The organism is Treponema socranskii subsp. socranskii VPI DR56BR1116 = ATCC 35536 (assembly GCF_000468115.1).
GTDB classification, from domain to species: domain Bacteria; phylum Spirochaetota; class Spirochaetia; order Treponematales; family Treponemataceae; genus Treponema_D; species Treponema_D socranskii.
Genome location: NZ_AVQI01000056.1, coordinates 93,171 through 108,361, shown reverse-complemented (window position 1 = coordinate 108,361; position 15,191 = coordinate 93,171). Strand labels below are relative to the sequence as shown.

Sequence of the window (15,191 nt, the reverse complement as noted above, 5' to 3'; positions counted from 1 at the left end):
AGACATCGCCGTACAGCGAGAAGAAGAGCGGGAAATCGCTCTGCAGGAAGGCATTTCCGAAGGCTCATACCAAGCTAAGCTTGAAACGGCGAAGCTCATGCGGACGCACAACTACCCGATTGCCGAAATCTGCACAATGACCGGTCTTTCCGAAACGGAAGTCGAACAGCTGTAACGCTTTTTTTGCGCAAATAAAAATCGTTCTCGTTGCGAAAACTTTGCTTTCGCTGTATGATGGATTGTATGAAGCTCTACCTCGCTACGAACAATGCGCACAAAAAGCGCGAAGCGGCTAAAATCTTTTCGCCGCACAAAATCGTCATTCCGACGGACGAAGGGATCGATTTTGATCCGGAAGAAACGGGAGCGACCTTTTTCGAAAACGCTTTGATAAAAGCGCGCGCTCTCTACGACATCGTGCACTGCCCCGTCATCGCCGACGATTCGGGCATTTCGGTCGACGCGCTCGGAGGCAGACCCGGCATTTTCTCTTCGCGTTACGGCGGACGGGATTTTCCACGAGGCAGAGCGGACGGCAAAAAGACGGCGCAGGACGCGCAAAACCGCTTTCTCATCGAAGAGTTGAACGACGCGCTTTCAGGGAGTACCGGCGATTGTCGTTTTTTGCACGGCGAGCGGAGTGCGCATTACACGTGTTCGATGGTGCTCTATTTGGGGGACGAGCGCATGTACGCTGCGCAGGAAACGATGGAAGGGCAAATCGTCGCATCGATCGAAGATTCTCGCGGAAACGGCGGCTTCGGCTACGATCCGATTTTTTTTATCCCCGAAATCGGAAAAACCGCAGCGGAACTTTCCGACGAAGAAAAAAATGCAATTTCCCACCGCGGAAAGGCGGGGCGCAGTATGCGGCGCATCATCGAAATGCTCCGATGATCCATTGAAAAAATCGAAAAAAAATTTAAAAATTCGCTAAAGTTTTTTGTTCTCCGTGCCGATAGTGAATAAGGATTGGAATTTGCGGCGCGACTTGTTAAGCCGTACCGTTGCAAATTTACAATTCACTTGCAGAAAAGTGTAGATGTAGCCTTGTAAACAGATGCACTTTTTTGCAAACCGGCAGAAAGGATTCTGCCGTACATCTATTCCACGGAGGAATACCTATGGTTATCAACCACAACATGTCGGCATTCTTTGCCAGCCGTCAGCTCGGCGTTACCGGTGTCAGTCTTGCAAAAGATATGGAAAAGCTTTCATCGGGCGAACGGATCAACCGCGCGGGAGACGATGCGTCGGGACTCGCCGTATCTGAAAAGATGCGCAGTCAAATCCGCGGTTTGAATCAAGCGTCGACGAACGCGCAAAACGGTATCAGTTTTATCCAAACGACCGAAGGCTATCTGCAGGAAACGACGGACATCATCCAGCGCATCCGCGAACTGGCTATCCAAGCGTCGAACGGCATCTACAGCGATGAAGACCGCATGCAGATCCAAGTCGAAGTTTCTTCCCTCGTAGAGGAAATCGACCGCGTCGCAAGTTCCGCCCAATTCAACGGCATGAACATGCTCACCGGACGTTTCGCCCGCCCGACGGGAGAAAACACGGTTACCGGTTCCATGTGGTTCCATATCGGAGCGAACATGGATCAGAGGATGCAGGTGTACATCGGCACGATGTCGGCGACGGCGCTCGGACTGCGCGTGCTCGGTACGGAAGAAAAGGTTTCGATTGCAACGCCGGAAGAAGCGAACCGCGTCATCGGCACGCTCGACGAAGCGATCAAGCGGATCAACAAACAGCGAGCCGATTTGGGCGCGTATCAAAACCGCATGGAATACGCGATCCGCGGCCTCGATATCGCAGCCGAAAATACGCAGGCGTCGGAAAGCCGCATCCGCGATACAAACATGGCAAAACAGATGGTCGAGTTTACGAAAAATACCGTTTTGCAACAGGCGGGAACGGCGATGCTCGCACAGGCGAACGCGCAGACGCAAAATGTCTTGTCATTACTGAGATAGTGTAGTACACTTATAGAGGAAAGGCGGGTTCCGCCCTATTTCCGTGTGTACTGTAACTATCGAGCATGCGTTCGGACATGCTTTTGTTCTTTGACAATGTGCAATCCATAGGTTGTGGCGGCAGGAAAAATCGGCTTGCAAAAAGGCTGATTTTTCCTGCCGTAACGGGTCTGAATCTGCTTTCCGGGGGCGCACTAACCGGAAAGTCAGCCTTCACGGCAAGGTCGCAGAGCATGATGTTCTGCGGTACGTAAACATGGAGGGCACAAATTATGATTATCAATCACAATATGAGTTCGCTCTATGCGGAACGTGTGCTCGGCATTTCGAATGCCAACATACAGGGAAACATCGAGAAACTCGCTTCCGGCGAAAGGATCAATAAAGCCGGAGATGATGCATCGGGTCTTGCAGTGTCCGAAAAGTTGCGGAGTCAAATCCGCGGTTTGAATCAGGCAGGGCGAAACATCGAAAACGGTGTATCGTTTTTGCAGACGACGGAAGGCTATCTTCAGGAAACAACGGATATCCTTCAGCGCGTCCGCGAACTGGCGATTCAAGCGTCGAACGGCATCTACAGCGATGAAGATCGCATGCAGATTCAAGTTGAGGTTTCTCAGCTTGTGTCGGAAGTCGATCGTGTCGCAAGTCAAGCGCAATTCAACGGCATGAATATGCTTACGGGCAGTTTCGGCCGCTGGGACGGCGCAAAGACGATGCAGTTCCATGTCGGTGCAAACGTCGACCAAAACGTCCGCGTATACATCGGCACGATGACGGCAACGGCGCTCGGCTTGAAAAACGCAAACGGTGACAACGAGCAGATTTCGATTGCAACGCCGGACTTGGCAAACGCCACGCTCGGCGCCGTAGACAGCGCGCTGCTTCGGGTAACGAAACAACGGGCGGATCTCGGTGCGTATCAAAACCGCTTCGAGATGGCGTCAAAAGGCGTAAACGTCGCTGCGGAAAACATGCAGGCTGCCGAATCGCGTATTAGAGATACCGATATGGCTGCGGAAATCGTGGACTACACGAAAAACTCGATTCTCACACAATCGGGAACCGCGATGCTTGCACAGGCAAACAGCCAAACGCAAAACGTTTTAGCGCTGCTGCAGTAAAGAAATCGGATTATTGTCCGAGAGACAACCGGATGTCGTCTTTTTGACAATAAACGTAACGGAAAGGATGCGCCCCTTCCCGTTCTTTTTCAGGAGGATTGCCCTATGAATACAATTACCAGCAGTATCGGGCAGGCTTTGGCAATGGATGGCCAGAACTACTTCAAAGTCGCTCCGCAAATACCGGGTGCCGGTACGGCGACGGCGGGAGTCGCCCGCTCGGTGCCGGGAGGAGCTGAAGTAGCGCAAAACATTGCACAAAATCTCGCCGAAATACGGGAAAACGCACAGCAGCTCCAACGGCTGTCCGATATGGTGATGGGACGAAGGAGCCTGCGCTTCAGTGTCAATGAAGAGCTCGGACAAGTCGTCATCAGCGTATTGGATCCGAGCACCAACAAGGTGATCAAGGAGATACCGTCCGAAGATATACAGAAGATGAAAGTCAGCATGAAAAAAGCGATCGGTTTGCTTTTTGACGAAATGATTTAATCGAATCGTTCGGACGAACGCGGATTATGCCAGGATTGAACATACCGGGTGTCACCGACAAATACAACACGAACGACACGGTAGAAAAACTTATGAAGGTTGAGCGTGTCCCGCTCACAAGGGAACAGGACACGCTGAAAACCTATCAAGCGCAGCAAAACGCGTGGCGGGACGTTAACCGAAAGCTGACGGAATTCCGCGACAGCGTTAAAACGCTGTATTCCTACGAAAATCCGTTCAACAATAAGCTCGCCTCATCATCCGACGAATACGCGATTACGGCGGATGCGAATCGGGGCGCGCAGTATCAATCATTTAAAGTCAACGTCATACAGCCGGCGACCGCCGACCGTTTTTTATCGTCCGAACTCCCCGATAACACAAAAGTCCCCCAAGGTACCTACACGTTTCGCGTCGCCGACAAATCCGTTTCGTTTAACTGGAAAGGCGGCTCTCTTACCGATTTTTCAAAAGCGCTCAACAAGAGAGGCGGCGATCTTATCAATTCGCTCGTCATCGGATCGGGGGCGGGAACGAAAACGATCCTCATCGAATCGAAAAAAACGGGAGAAGCGAACCGTCTCACGTTTGAAGACGAAGCGAAAACCTTTGCGATCGAAACGGGGATGATAAGAGCGGTAAAATCGGATGCGGCGTCGTTCGGAAAGGTAAAAACGGAATTTCGCCCCGCTCCGCCGCAAACGACCTCCCTCGAACAGGAAGGACTCCCTCGCCTCACGAATGCGGCAATCGCCGTTTCAAACGGAAGCGTGACGATTCCGCCGAGAAGCGGATTTTCCCTTGCAGTGCCGCAGGGAAATGAAGGAAAGCGCATTTCGTTTACGCTCACAAAAGAAGCGGTAGAAGACGTAACGGAAGCGCTCAATAAAAGACCGCTTGCGCCCGAACTTCCGAGCGCAGGCTATGCGTCGTTTCAGGATGTCGTCATCGACAACAATCCGTCGGATACCATGCTTCCGAAAAATACGGAAACGAAAAACACGGATCTTTTACCCGTAACGTCGGCAAGCGTCGTCTACGCGGCCATGAGCGACGGGAGCGAAAAAGAAATCGCGACGCCGAATATTTTGACGAGCGACAAAACGACTGTCGATATCGACATGAACGATTACCCGGGTATCGCTTCGATCGTCATCCGAAACAGGAACACGGGAAGCGCTTTTACGATGTCGTCCGTTTCGCTCTACGATCCGAAGTCCGCAGGCGGTTTTACGCCGAACAATGCCGCATCGACGGCGCAAGATGCGATCATCACGTACGAAGGCATTACGATCAAGCGGCCGACGAACGATATCGACGACGTCGTGCCCGACGTAACGCTCCACGTACATGAAAAAACCGAAAGGACGGCGACGATCAAAATAGATCCTGATGTCAAATCGGCAAAAGACGCGCTCATCACTTTCGTCGGAAAATACAACGAATCGATCGCGCAAATCAATATCCTTTCGCAAAACAAAAGCGAAATCGTCGACGAGCTCACCTACCTTTCCGACGACCGGCGCGAAAAAGAAAAAGAGCGGCTCGGTCTTTTTATGGGCGACTTTTCGCTTACGAGCATGAAATCGAATTTTCAAGCGATTCAAAGCGCGCGCTATCAGGCAAAAGAAGATGCGGTCATAACAATGCTCTCGCAAATCGGCATTTCGACGAACGCGAGCGGGAGCACCGGAGGCTATACGCCGAGCCGGCTGCGCGGTTATCTCGAAATCGATGAAAAAAAACTCGATGCCGCCCTCGCCTCACACCTTGAAGACATTAAAAATATGTTCGGTTATGACAGCGACGGAGACCTCATAGTCGATTCGGGCATCGCATACCGATTGGATCGCGAACTCGGCGCATACGTCCAAACGGGCGGTATCATCGGCACAAAGCTAAGCGCGCTCGGCACGCGCATCAAATCGTCGGAAACGAAGATAGCACAGCTTGAAACGCAGATGGATAAAAAAGAAAAAGAGCTTCGAAGAAAGTTTGCGAGCATGGAAGGGTCGCTGAACAGTCTCGAAAGTCAACAGACGACCATTTCGAATTTTATGCGGCGAAACAACAGAAATAACGAATAAAAAAAATCAATTAAGGGAATGTTATGGATTTATTTGTCAACGGTGCAAAAATCGACGTGACGCTTGAAGGCGAAAAAACGATCGGAGACGTGTTACGCTCGTTTGAAGCGACCTGCGAAGAAAACGACGCTGCCGTCATCGGTATCTACATAGACGGGCAAAAAGTCGACGCTTCTTCGTTCGACGAATATGCAAAGCTTCCGCTTGCACCTTCGATGAAAATAGAATTCGAAGTTGTGACAAAACAGTCGATAGCCGATTCTTTTAAAAAGCTTTCCGATCTTTTTTCATCGCTTGCCGAACGCATGGAACGAGTCCCCGTCGATCTGCAAAACGGCAAAGGAAAAGAAGCGACGAAATCGATCGCAGAGCTTGCCGACGATATCGAAGTTTTTTGCCGGACGGCTTCTCTGGCATCCCTTTTTCCCGACACCTACAGCGCAATCGTCATAGACGGAAAACAAGTGTCCGAGTTTTTTGCCGACCTTACACCCGTACTTTCGGACTTCGAAGAAGCGCTCAAAGCGAACGATACGGTGCTCGTCGGCGATTTGGCCGAATACGAAATATGTCCGCGTTTAAAGCTTGCCTCAAAAGCGCTGGAGGTTTTCCATGCGCTATAACGTACCGAGCGGCATCACGCCTCTCCAAGCGCGGCTTGCGACAAAGTATTACGCATATTTACTCATCCCCGCCTTTATCATACTCGTCTTTTTTGTCATCTACCTGTTGTATCAAATACGAAAGCGCATCCGCTCTTCTCCCGAATGGATTGAAGCGCAAAAAAAACGGCCGACGACCTACGGCGACATCGAAAAGACGGCAAAGCGGCTTTCGCTTTCGAAGGACGAAGCTTCCCTTTTGTGGGAGATCTGCCGCGCGAATAAAGCGCCCAATATAAGCTATCTCATCTACAATGCGGCCGAAGTCGATAAACTCTTCAACGCTCACTACGCCGCGATGGTAAAAAACGGCAGCTCCGAAAAAAAGATCACGTCTCTTTTCAGACTCCGCCGTAAAATCGAAATACAGGATGCGGCGGATACATGGATCACGTCGACGGCAGGCATACCCGAAGAGACAAAACTTTCATTTTTGTTGTTGCCGGGCGTACAGATCCGATGCACCTTGAAAAAAAATACGGCGGAAAATATGACGCTTTCCATTCCGCGAACGCTATACAACTCGGAACGTAAACCCGCCCCGCTTTCAAAAAGCGATTTCGTGTTTATGACGAGGAGCGGTATGACCTACCGCTTTCAAACACGCGTCATCCGTTATTCGATCGGTTTCGACGACGGTACTGAGATGATATTGTCACATACAAACGATCTGCAGCCGCAGACAAAGCGGAAATCGAAGCGCAGCGCCATCAACGTTCCCTGCGTTTTTTTTGCGGCGAACGACAGACAGGAAAAAACAAAACCGCACAACGGCATCCTTGCGAACGTTTCCGGGGACGGCTGCGCGATTGTGACGAATCTCCCGATAAAAGAAAACCAGCGTCTGCGCGTTTCGATCATGCTTTCCGAAACGACATACGAAGCGACGGGACTCATCGTCGGCGTTCATAAAAACCCCGCAAACAATACGTTTTCCCTCGGCGTTCTCTTTACGGACATATCCGACAAAGCGCGGAATCGCATCTTCGCATACGTGTATCGATACGGCGCCGTACCGGACGACGAACGGAATATCCCGTCTTGATTATTAAACTTTATTACGGTATCGTACAGAAATGAGAGTTGTAGAAATTCGGAACATCTGCCGCGAAGAAGGCAGCATTTATTATCTCCGCAAATTCAAAGGAGAGGCTATCATAGAGCTTCCCGGAGGCGATTTTGAGACGCCTGTGGAGTTCAGCATAGAAACCGATCCGCTCGGTACAAAAAAAATCGACGTAATCATTTCGGAACCGATCAACTATCCCGTCGTTCCGATTAAAAGCGCATTGAGGACATATATCATCACAGCGGATTCCAAAGGAAAGCTGCCCCTATGACCTTTACGACGAAGAGCGCCGAAGAAACCGAAACGCTCGGACAAAAAATCGGCGCGCTCCTGAAAAAAGGCGACATACTTGCCATGCGCGGTCCGCTTGCTGCAGGGAAGACGACACTCACCAAAGGCATCGCACGTTCCCTCGACATACGCGACGAAATCACGAGTCCCACTTTTTGTCTCATCAGCGAATATTCGGGAACGATGCCGCTCTATCACATGGACGTCTATCGTCTCGATGGCGCCGAAGATTTTATCAATCTCGGAACGGACGATATGCTTTACGGAGAGGGCGTATGCGTTATCGAATGGAGCGAAAAGATCATGAGTGAACTGCCCGATACGGCGATTACGATCGACATCGGCGTAAACGACGACGGCACGCGCACCGTGCGCATCTCCAACTGGCCGCACGAAACGATACGGTAGGGCGCATTTAGGTTTTTCGGGAGGATTATGTGAAAGCGCTTGCAATAGATTCCGCCGGAACGCGCCTTACGGTTGCGGCAAAAAACGATGATGCCGTCGTATCTTCGGTCTACGATATCGGCATGAAACAATCGGAAACGCTGCTTCCCGCAATCGACGCCGTCGTATCGAAAGCGGGCTTACGGATAGCGGAGCTCGACTATACGGCGCTCTGCCGAGGACCGGGTTCTTTTACGGGACTCAGGCTCGCCTTTGCCGCGCTTAAAGCCGTCGAACAGGCGACGGGCGCGCCCATCTACGGCATCCCGACACTCGAAGTCTACGCCTATCCCTACCGCGCCCTCCCCTTTCCCGTCGTTTCCGCAATCGATGCGAAAAAACACAGATTCTACGCAGCGGTTTTCGAAAGCGGAACGGAAATGCTCCCGCCCGGAGATTATGAAATCGAAACGATACTGCATGCCTTAAAAGATACGAAAGAAGCGCTCTGCACGGGACCCGATGCGAAGTGTTTTGCCGAAGCCGCCCGACAAAACGGTATCGGCACAAAGCTGTATGCGCTCGATTTTTCGGAACTTACGACCGACTCGCTCTTTGCGCTCACCGAAGCGAAAATCGCAACGGGAGAAAAACCGCTTGCCGATTTCGACGGGCCGCTCTACCTCCGCGCAAGCGAAGCGGAAGTCAAACGAAATTCGAGCGAGTAGCATACCCGTATCGTTCCGTCTGTGAAGTGCGGCCGCACGGATTTTACAGAGTCGTTTATCGAATTGTAAAACGCGGACGGCTGTGCTATAATAAAAAACCGTGAACAGATCCGACAAGCATTTGTACATAATCGGCGCGGGTTTTGCAGGCATTTCCATTGCCGGCGACATCAAGCGTAAAAAAATATTCGGCAAAGTCGCAGCCTTTCTCGACGATGACAAATCGCTCATCGGGCAGGAGTTCGACGGCATTCCGGTGCTCGGTCCTGTTGCCGACATCGCAAAGATTATCCGCTGTACCGACAGCGACGAAGCGATCATCGCGATTCCGAGCGCAAGCGTTGAACGGATAAAAGAAATTTACGAAACGCTCAAATCGGGCGGCTTTAAGCATATTAAAATTCTTCCGAGCGTGAGCCAGATCGTAAACGGTACGGCGCATTTGGTGCAGGCGCGAGATATCGATCCGCTGGACATACTCGGACGCACACCCGTAACGATTTCGCTGAAAGAAAGCCTTTCGTACTTGCGCGGAAAGCGCGTGTGCATCACGGGAGCCGGAGGTTCCATCGGCTCGGAGCTTTCGCGTCAGCTTTTGTCGGGAGGAGCCGAACGTTTGTACCTCTTCGGTCACGGCGAAAATTCCATCTATCAAATAGACCGCGAACTGCACCTTTTGCAAAAAGAAGGCGTCGGCGAAAAAGCGACGGTCGTGCCTATCATCGGCGACATGAAAGATAAAGACTATGTCGACTACATCGTTTCGCACACGAAATGCGACGTCGTCTTTCACTGTGCGGCTTATAAACACGTTCCGCTCATGGAAGAAAATCCCGTCGCCGCGATCGAAAACAACGTATTCGGCACGAAAAATCTTCTCGATGCGTGCATCGCTCACGGCGTCCGCCGCTTCGTGCTCGTTTCGACCGACAAAGCCGTCAGTCCCGTTTCCGTCTACGGCGTATCGAAAATGCTGTGCGAAAAACTCGTGCTCTCCTATGCGGATAAAGCGCGGGACGGAACATCGTTTATGTTCGTCCGATTCGGCAATGTACTCGGTTCGCGCGGTTCCATTTTACCGCTCTTTATGGAACAGATTAAAAACGGCGGTCCCGTTACCGTCACCGACAAAGCTATGGAGCGCTATTTTATGACGATACCCGAAGCGTGTTCCCTCGTCTTGCGTACGGGCGGCGTCGGCGAAAACGGTTCGTCCTACCTCCTCGATATGGGGCAGCCCGTAAAGATAACGGAGCTCGCCGAACAGATTATCCGTTTCAGCGGTTTCGAACCGTACAAAGACATCGACATCGTATTTACCGGAGCGAGAAAAGGAGAGCGGGCGATCGAACCCTTACGGCTTCCCGAAGAAGAAGCGCAAAAGACTTCGTACAAAAAAATCATGCGTTTGAAAAACACGCCGTATGCCGAAGCGCACTTGCGCTCGCTCCTTGAAAAACTCCATCCCGTATGTTTCCGCACTTCGGGTGAAGAAAAAAAATACCGCAATAAACAATATCTCGTGTCCGTACTTTCCGAAGACGTCCCTTCTCTCAAAGCCTTTTACGCGGAGGCAAACCGTGGCTGACATACACGTTCCCTTTTCCCGCCCCGCTATAGGTATCGAAGAAGAGCGGGCGGTGCTCGAAGTGCTTAAAAGCGGCTGGCTTACAACGGGAAAATACGCGCTGCGTTTTGAAAGCGATTTTTCCGACATGATGAATGCTGCGGAAAGCGATGTACGGGATACAAGAGAAGCGCTTTCGCTCGATGTGCAAAACGTGCAAAGCTTTGCCGTAAACAGCAATACGAGCGGCATGATCCTCGCGATGGATGCGTGCGGCGTTACAAAGGGAAGTGCCGTAATCACGACGCCCTACACGTTCGTATCGACCGCCGCATGCGCGCGGCATTTGGGAGCGGACGTATTTTTTGCCGACATCGAAAAAGATTCCTACAATATCGACGTACAAAACATCGAAGCCATATTGCAGAGCGAAAAGGGAAAGCGAGTAAAAGCAATCGTGCCGGTACACATCGCCGGAAACGTGTGCCGTATGGAAAAAATATGCGCCCTTGCAAAAGCGTACGATGTCCGCGTCATAGAAGATGCGGCGCACTCCTTCCCTTCTCCGACAAAGCTCGGTTACGCGGGAACGATCGGAGATGCGGGCGTATTTTCGTTTTACGCGACAAAGACCATAACGACGGGCGAAGGCGGTATGGTATGCGTACGCGATGAAAAGCTTGCAAAGCGCATCGCGCTCATGCGTATGCACGGCATGGACAGAGCTGCATGGGATCGCTATACGTCCCCCCGCGCTTCGTGGGAATACGATATCGCCGAATGCGGCTATAAATTCAATTTGCCCGATATCCTCGCCGCGCTCGGCATCGAACAGCTGAAAAAAGCCCGCGCATTTTTGGAAGCGCGGAAAGCTATTGCAAAAAAATACGACGATGCGTTTTCAAAACTCGACTTTATCGAAGTCCCTCCCGACGGAGAGGGAAACGCATGGCATCTCTACCTCATGCGTATAAAACCGGATGCGCTCACGATTTCCCGCGACGACTTTGCAAAAGAACTGCAGTCGCGCGGCATCGGCGTTTCGGTGCACTTTATACCCCTCTTTCATTTTACGTACTGGAAAAAATTGTATCCCGAATTCCGTGCGTTTCATTTTCCGAATGCACAAAAACGTTTCGCATCGACGATTTCGATCCCGCTGTGGCCCGGTATGACAAGCGATATGACGGACAGCGTCATCGAAGCGGTCGGATCCATAGGAGCGGCACACCATGCCTGAAAAAGCGAAAAAGAAAAGCGACAAAAAAGGAAAGAGAGAGCCGCTTCTCGTGTATGAATACTACACCGACTGTATCAAAGCCGATATGCTCTACGGCGCGCTCGTGAGAGGTCCCGTGTCGTCGGGTACGATCGTCGGCATATCCGTTCCCGAACTGCCTGAAGGTTATGCGTTTTTTACCGCGCGCGACATTCCCGGAAAAAATGCGATGCGCACGCTCGCATCAGACACGCCCGTATTCTGTACCGAGCGTGTTTCGTATTTCGGAGAACCCGTCGGCATCATCGTCGGGCCGGACGAAGAGACCGTGTACGAGCTCACGAGCAAAATCGAAATAGCCTTTGACAGCGCGACGGTCGAATCGGCGCTGCGCTCGGTTGCAAAGGGCTATGCGCTGCCTGCGGTAACGCTGCCGAAAGAAAAGAGCGAATCGAAAAAGCTTTTAAAAATCGCACACGCAATGTACATCGATGCGCCGGAGGACACGCCCGTTCCGATTGTGCAAGACGGTGCCGACTCGAACGAAAAAACGAGTGAAGTCGTCGCCGAACGCACAGTACAAACGGGCTGCTTCCGCTCCGAAAGCAAAGCGGAAGAACTGTTTCGAAATGCCGATTACGTCGTGTCGGGTACATGGGTGCAAAACACCGTGCAGCCGTCGTGGCCGGAAACGAACGGCGCGTTTTGCTTTATGGAAAACGGCACACTCACGATCTTTGCGCCGACGCAGTGGCCGCTCTATCTCAAAAGCGCCGTTTCAGCCGCGCTCAAAATCGGCGAAGACCGCATCGTCATAAAGGGAACGAATACGTCGGGACACGATGCGAACGGTATGTGGCGCAACGCGACGCTCGTCATCCAAGCTTCTCTCGCCGCATATTTGACGGGAAAGCCGGTAAAGCTTTCGCTTTCCCGCGAAGAACACAAAACCTTTATGAAGCCCGGAGTCGCCGCCTCTATCACGTGCGAGAGCGCCGTTTCGAAAGCGGGCGATATACTGGCGACAAAGATTTCGATCGAAGCCGACGTCGGATACTGTAATCCCTTCGCACAGGAAATCGTCGATCGCCTCGCGATCGCTTCGTGCGGCATATACGATATCCCAAACATTTTAATAAGTGCGAAAGCCGCGACCTCGCCTTCTTCTCCGACATCCGTGTTCGCCGATATCATCGACGCGCAGGCGTTTTTTGCGATCGAAAACCACGTGCAGCAAATAGCCGAACGCGCCGAGATACTGCCGTCCGAATTCCGCATAAAAAATATGCGTGCCGCTTCCGAACAAAGCACCATGCCCTTTACGTTCCGCACGGGTAAAACGGAAGCTGCAATCGCGAATGCCGTCAAAATAAGCGATTATAACCGCAAATACGCCGCATTTAAAATCGACGCGGCCGAAAAGTCCGATTCGCTCGATACTTTTTTTGCGCTGCCGATACGCGGTATCGGCATGGCTTGCGCCTTCGGCGGTTCGGGCTATTTGAACAACGATCTCGTTACGGAAAAACAAAAGGTATCGGTGACGCTCGAAGAAGACGAAACGGTGACGATTCACTCTCCCGTCCCGTCCGCGACGATTTCGGATATTTGGACAAAGCTCGTATCATCCCTGCTCAAAGTATCTTCGTCCGCCGTCACGATATCGCCGGACGAACAGAGCGGAAGCGATTTGCCGACGCCGAACAGCATCTACGGCAGCTTGAGCATTACGACACAACTTTTGCATCAGTGCTGCACCGAACTCGAAAAAAAGAAAGCGGCAAAACAGGTTCTTCCCATCACCGTAAAAAGAGGTCTTCCGCCGGCAATCAAAAAGCTGTGGAACAAAGAAACTTTTTCCGGCGTCCCCTTTTACACGAGTTCGTTCGGATGCGCTGTCGTCGAAATCGAACTCGATCCCTATACGTACAAAGAACGCATCAAAGGAATATGGATAACGATCGACTGCGGACAAGTGTTCGCGCTGCGGGCAGCCGAAAATACGATCCGTATCGCGATCCAACAGGAACTCGTACAGCTCGTCAAAGGAGAGACGATCTCGTGCGACGGCGTGCATATTTCATTTGTGCAGTCGGATTCTCCTCCGTCTCAAATCGGGAACCTCGTACACAGCATTATCCCCGCAGCCTTTTCGGCCGCTCTTTCGCAGGCACTCGGCTTTTGCATACGCGAACTGCCGTGCAGTGCCGAAACGATGCATTCCAAAACGCAAAATCTTTCCGGAGAAAACGCATGAAAATACCTGTGACGCTCGACGGTGAAAAAACCCTACTCGAAGCTTTGCCGTACGAAAAATTGATAAACGTGCTCAGAAGAGGCGGCCGCCTTTCGGCAAAGTGCGGCTGCGGCGAAGGGGTATGCGGCGCGTGTACCGTCTGCCTTGACGGCAAAGCCGTTCCGAGCTGCATCGTTCCCGCCGCCCTCGCGCGGGATGCCGATATCGTGACGCTCGACGCTTTTACAAAAACCGAAGACTACGGAGACATCGCCAAGGGGTTTAATAAAGCCGGCATACGGTTGTGCGGCTATTGCAACGCAGGAAAAATATTTGCGGCACAGACTGTTTTAAACACCGCCGTAAAGCCCGCAAGAAAGCTAATCGCGGAGCAAGTGTCGCTTCTTTCGCCGTGCTGTACAAACACCGATATGCTCGTCGACGGCATCCTCTATGCTTTCGATTTTAGAGTGCAGCGCATGGGAGCGCAAAAAAATGCAAAATAATCACACGTTTTTCTTTGCAAAGACGACAGCCGAATTGTTTTACCAGCTCACATCGGTATCGGCTCTCGAAGTCGTCGGCGGCTGCACATCCCTTGAGCGTATGCCTCAAAAAGCGATTTCCGTTCACGGCATCTCCGATCTCGCTTCCATAACGATGCACGAACGGTATATCGACTGCGGACCGGCCGTTACGCTTTCGGACATTCTCTCGCTTGCGAGCGCGCGGGTTCCCGAAGCGCTTACCGAATCGGTCAAAAGCATCGCAAACCCCTTTGTGCGGAACATCGCGACCCTCGGCGGCAATATCTGTGCAAAAGGAATACGGCGTACGCTTTACGCCCCGCTTCTCGCCCTCGATGCGAGGCTCGAATTAAAAAGCTCGCTCGACTCCGTCTACGTGCCGCTCCTCAATTTTACCGGCATACCGCACGGTTCGATTTTATCGAACATCCGCATACCCCTCGGCGACTGGGACGTAACGGTATTCCGCCGTCTCGGAGCCGACCGGAAAATCACCGAGACAAGCGCTTCGTTTGCGTTTCTTGCAGACAACGAAAAAAACATGATAACGAATATCAAACTCGCGTTTTCGGGTGCGGTGACGTTTCGCTGTATCGAACTCGAAAACCGCCTCATCGGAACGCGCTTGCCGCTTGCGGCAAAAGACATCTCGCTCTTTACGGACACGGCCGCTTCGCAATTCGACAAAGCGGCAAAAGACATTTCGTACAATCCGATTTTACGGACGCAGTTTGTCAATTTGACGCGCTATTCGCTCGAGCAGCTGACATAAAGCGATTACGAAGCGGATGCAGCAGAAAAATTAATAAAATTATTT

15 protein-coding genes are annotated in these 15,191 nt (G+C 51.8%); all 15 read left to right on the top strand.

The window, feature by feature from the left end:
- Positions 1-243: 243 nt before the first annotated feature.
- The 15 genes from rdgB to HMPREF0860_RS07675 all read left to right on the top strand — a co-directional run bounded on the left by rdgB (position 244) and on the right by HMPREF0860_RS07675 (position 15,146).
- The gene (gene rdgB / locus HMPREF0860_RS07745; RefSeq protein ID WP_038080896.1) at positions 244-897 is read left to right on the top strand and encodes an RdgB/HAM1 family non-canonical purine NTP pyrophosphatase; all 654 of its coding nucleotides are present in this window, start codon (positions 244-246) and stop codon (positions 895-897) included.
- A 227-nt stretch (positions 898-1,124) separates the two neighbouring features.
- Positions 1,125-1,985 (top strand): flagellin N-terminal helical domain-containing protein, encoded by an 861-nt coding sequence (locus HMPREF0860_RS07740; protein ID WP_021330164.1) that lies wholly within the window; start codon positions 1,125-1,127, stop codon positions 1,983-1,985.
- A gap of 272 nt (positions 1,986-2,257) precedes the next feature.
- Positions 2,258-3,109: a flagellin N-terminal helical domain-containing protein gene (locus HMPREF0860_RS07735; protein ID WP_021331322.1), complete on the top strand. Its 852-nt coding sequence runs from the start codon at positions 2,258-2,260 to the stop codon at positions 3,107-3,109.
- Positions 3,110-3,214: 105 nt separating this feature from the next.
- Positions 3,215-3,601, top strand: a complete 387-nt coding sequence (locus HMPREF0860_RS13285) for a flagellar protein FlaG (RefSeq protein WP_021331308.1) — start codon at positions 3,215-3,217, stop codon at positions 3,599-3,601.
- Positions 3,602-3,627: 26 nt separating this feature from the next.
- On the top strand, positions 3,628-5,688 hold the full coding sequence (gene fliD / locus HMPREF0860_RS07725; RefSeq protein WP_021331316.1) for a flagellar filament capping protein FliD: 2,061 nt from the start codon (positions 3,628-3,630) through the stop codon (positions 5,686-5,688).
- A gap of 23 nt (positions 5,689-5,711) precedes the next feature.
- Positions 5,712-6,311 carry a hypothetical protein gene (locus HMPREF0860_RS07720; RefSeq protein ID WP_021331321.1) on the top strand — a complete coding sequence of 200 codons (600 nt, stop codon included), beginning with the start codon at positions 5,712-5,714 and terminating at the stop codon, positions 6,309-6,311.
- Positions 6,301-7,395 (top strand): PilZ domain-containing protein, encoded by a 1,095-nt coding sequence (locus HMPREF0860_RS07715; RefSeq protein WP_021331331.1) that lies wholly within the window; start codon positions 6,301-6,303, stop codon positions 7,393-7,395. The genes HMPREF0860_RS07720 and HMPREF0860_RS07715 overlap by 11 nt, the downstream gene beginning before the upstream one ends.
- 31 nt (positions 7,396-7,426) lie before the next feature.
- Positions 7,427-7,690, top strand: coding sequence for a hypothetical protein (locus HMPREF0860_RS07710; protein ID WP_021331328.1), 264 nt, complete (start codon positions 7,427-7,429; stop codon positions 7,688-7,690).
- Positions 7,687-8,118: a tRNA (adenosine(37)-N6)-threonylcarbamoyltransferase complex ATPase subunit type 1 TsaE gene (tsaE, locus tag HMPREF0860_RS07705; protein ID WP_021331336.1), complete on the top strand. Its 432-nt coding sequence runs from the start codon at positions 7,687-7,689 to the stop codon at positions 8,116-8,118. The genes HMPREF0860_RS07710 and tsaE overlap by 4 nt, the downstream gene beginning before the upstream one ends.
- Before the next feature lie 29 nt (positions 8,119-8,147).
- On the top strand, positions 8,148-8,825 hold the full coding sequence (gene tsaB / locus HMPREF0860_RS07700; protein ID WP_021331330.1) for a tRNA (adenosine(37)-N6)-threonylcarbamoyltransferase complex dimerization subunit type 1 TsaB: 678 nt from the start codon (positions 8,148-8,150) through the stop codon (positions 8,823-8,825).
- 100 nt (positions 8,826-8,925) lie between these two features.
- A complete protein-coding gene (locus HMPREF0860_RS07695) occupies positions 8,926-10,413 on the top strand; it encodes a polysaccharide biosynthesis protein (protein WP_021331320.1) in 1,488 nt (495 codons plus the stop codon).
- Entirely contained in the window at positions 10,406-11,632 is a 1,227-nt protein-coding gene (locus HMPREF0860_RS07690) for a DegT/DnrJ/EryC1/StrS family aminotransferase (protein ID WP_021331324.1), read from the top strand. The genes HMPREF0860_RS07695 and HMPREF0860_RS07690 overlap by 8 nt, the downstream gene beginning before the upstream one ends.
- On the top strand, positions 11,625-13,868 hold the full coding sequence (locus HMPREF0860_RS07685) for a xanthine dehydrogenase family protein molybdopterin-binding subunit (RefSeq protein ID WP_021331314.1): 2,244 nt from the start codon (positions 11,625-11,627) through the stop codon (positions 13,866-13,868). The genes HMPREF0860_RS07690 and HMPREF0860_RS07685 overlap by 8 nt, the downstream gene beginning before the upstream one ends.
- The gene (locus HMPREF0860_RS07680) at positions 13,865-14,353 is read left to right on the top strand and encodes a (2Fe-2S)-binding protein (RefSeq protein ID WP_021331307.1); all 489 of its coding nucleotides are present in this window, start codon (positions 13,865-13,867) and stop codon (positions 14,351-14,353) included. The genes HMPREF0860_RS07685 and HMPREF0860_RS07680 overlap by 4 nt, the downstream gene beginning before the upstream one ends.
- Complete coding sequence (locus tag HMPREF0860_RS07675) at positions 14,343-15,146, top strand: FAD binding domain-containing protein (RefSeq protein ID WP_021331310.1); 804 nt, start codon at positions 14,343-14,345, stop codon at positions 15,144-15,146. Before HMPREF0860_RS07680 ends, HMPREF0860_RS07675 begins: the two co-directional genes overlap by 11 nt.
- Positions 15,147-15,191: the final 45 nt, after the last annotated feature.

What these genes read in the sequence shown, in the direction of transcription:
- rdgB (WP_038080896.1), top strand. Translation starts at nt 244, where the DNA reads ATGAAGCTCTACCTCGCTACGAACAATGCGCACAAAAAGCGCGAAGCG.
- HMPREF0860_RS07740 (WP_021330164.1), top strand. Translation starts at nt 1,125, where the DNA reads ATGGTTATCAACCACAACATGTCGGCATTCTTTGCCAGCCGTCAGCTC.
- HMPREF0860_RS07735 (WP_021331322.1), top strand. Translation starts at nt 2,258, where the DNA reads ATGATTATCAATCACAATATGAGTTCGCTCTATGCGGAACGTGTGCTC.
- HMPREF0860_RS13285 (WP_021331308.1), top strand. Translation starts at nt 3,215, where the DNA reads ATGAATACAATTACCAGCAGTATCGGGCAGGCTTTGGCAATGGATGGC.
- fliD (WP_021331316.1), top strand. Translation starts at nt 3,628, where the DNA reads ATGCCAGGATTGAACATACCGGGTGTCACCGACAAATACAACACGAAC.
- HMPREF0860_RS07720 (WP_021331321.1), top strand. Translation starts at nt 5,712, where the DNA reads ATGGATTTATTTGTCAACGGTGCAAAAATCGACGTGACGCTTGAAGGC.
- HMPREF0860_RS07715 (WP_021331331.1), top strand. Translation starts at nt 6,301, where the DNA reads ATGCGCTATAACGTACCGAGCGGCATCACGCCTCTCCAAGCGCGGCTT.
- HMPREF0860_RS07710 (WP_021331328.1), top strand. Translation starts at nt 7,427, where the DNA reads ATGAGAGTTGTAGAAATTCGGAACATCTGCCGCGAAGAAGGCAGCATT.
- tsaE (WP_021331336.1), top strand. Translation starts at nt 7,687, where the DNA reads ATGACCTTTACGACGAAGAGCGCCGAAGAAACCGAAACGCTCGGACAA.
- HMPREF0860_RS07685 (WP_021331314.1), top strand. Translation starts at nt 11,625, where the DNA reads ATGCCTGAAAAAGCGAAAAAGAAAAGCGACAAAAAAGGAAAGAGAGAG.
- HMPREF0860_RS07680 (WP_021331307.1), top strand. Translation starts at nt 13,865, where the DNA reads ATGAAAATACCTGTGACGCTCGACGGTGAAAAAACCCTACTCGAAGCT.
- HMPREF0860_RS07675 (WP_021331310.1), top strand. Translation starts at nt 14,343, where the DNA reads ATGCAAAATAATCACACGTTTTTCTTTGCAAAGACGACAGCCGAATTG.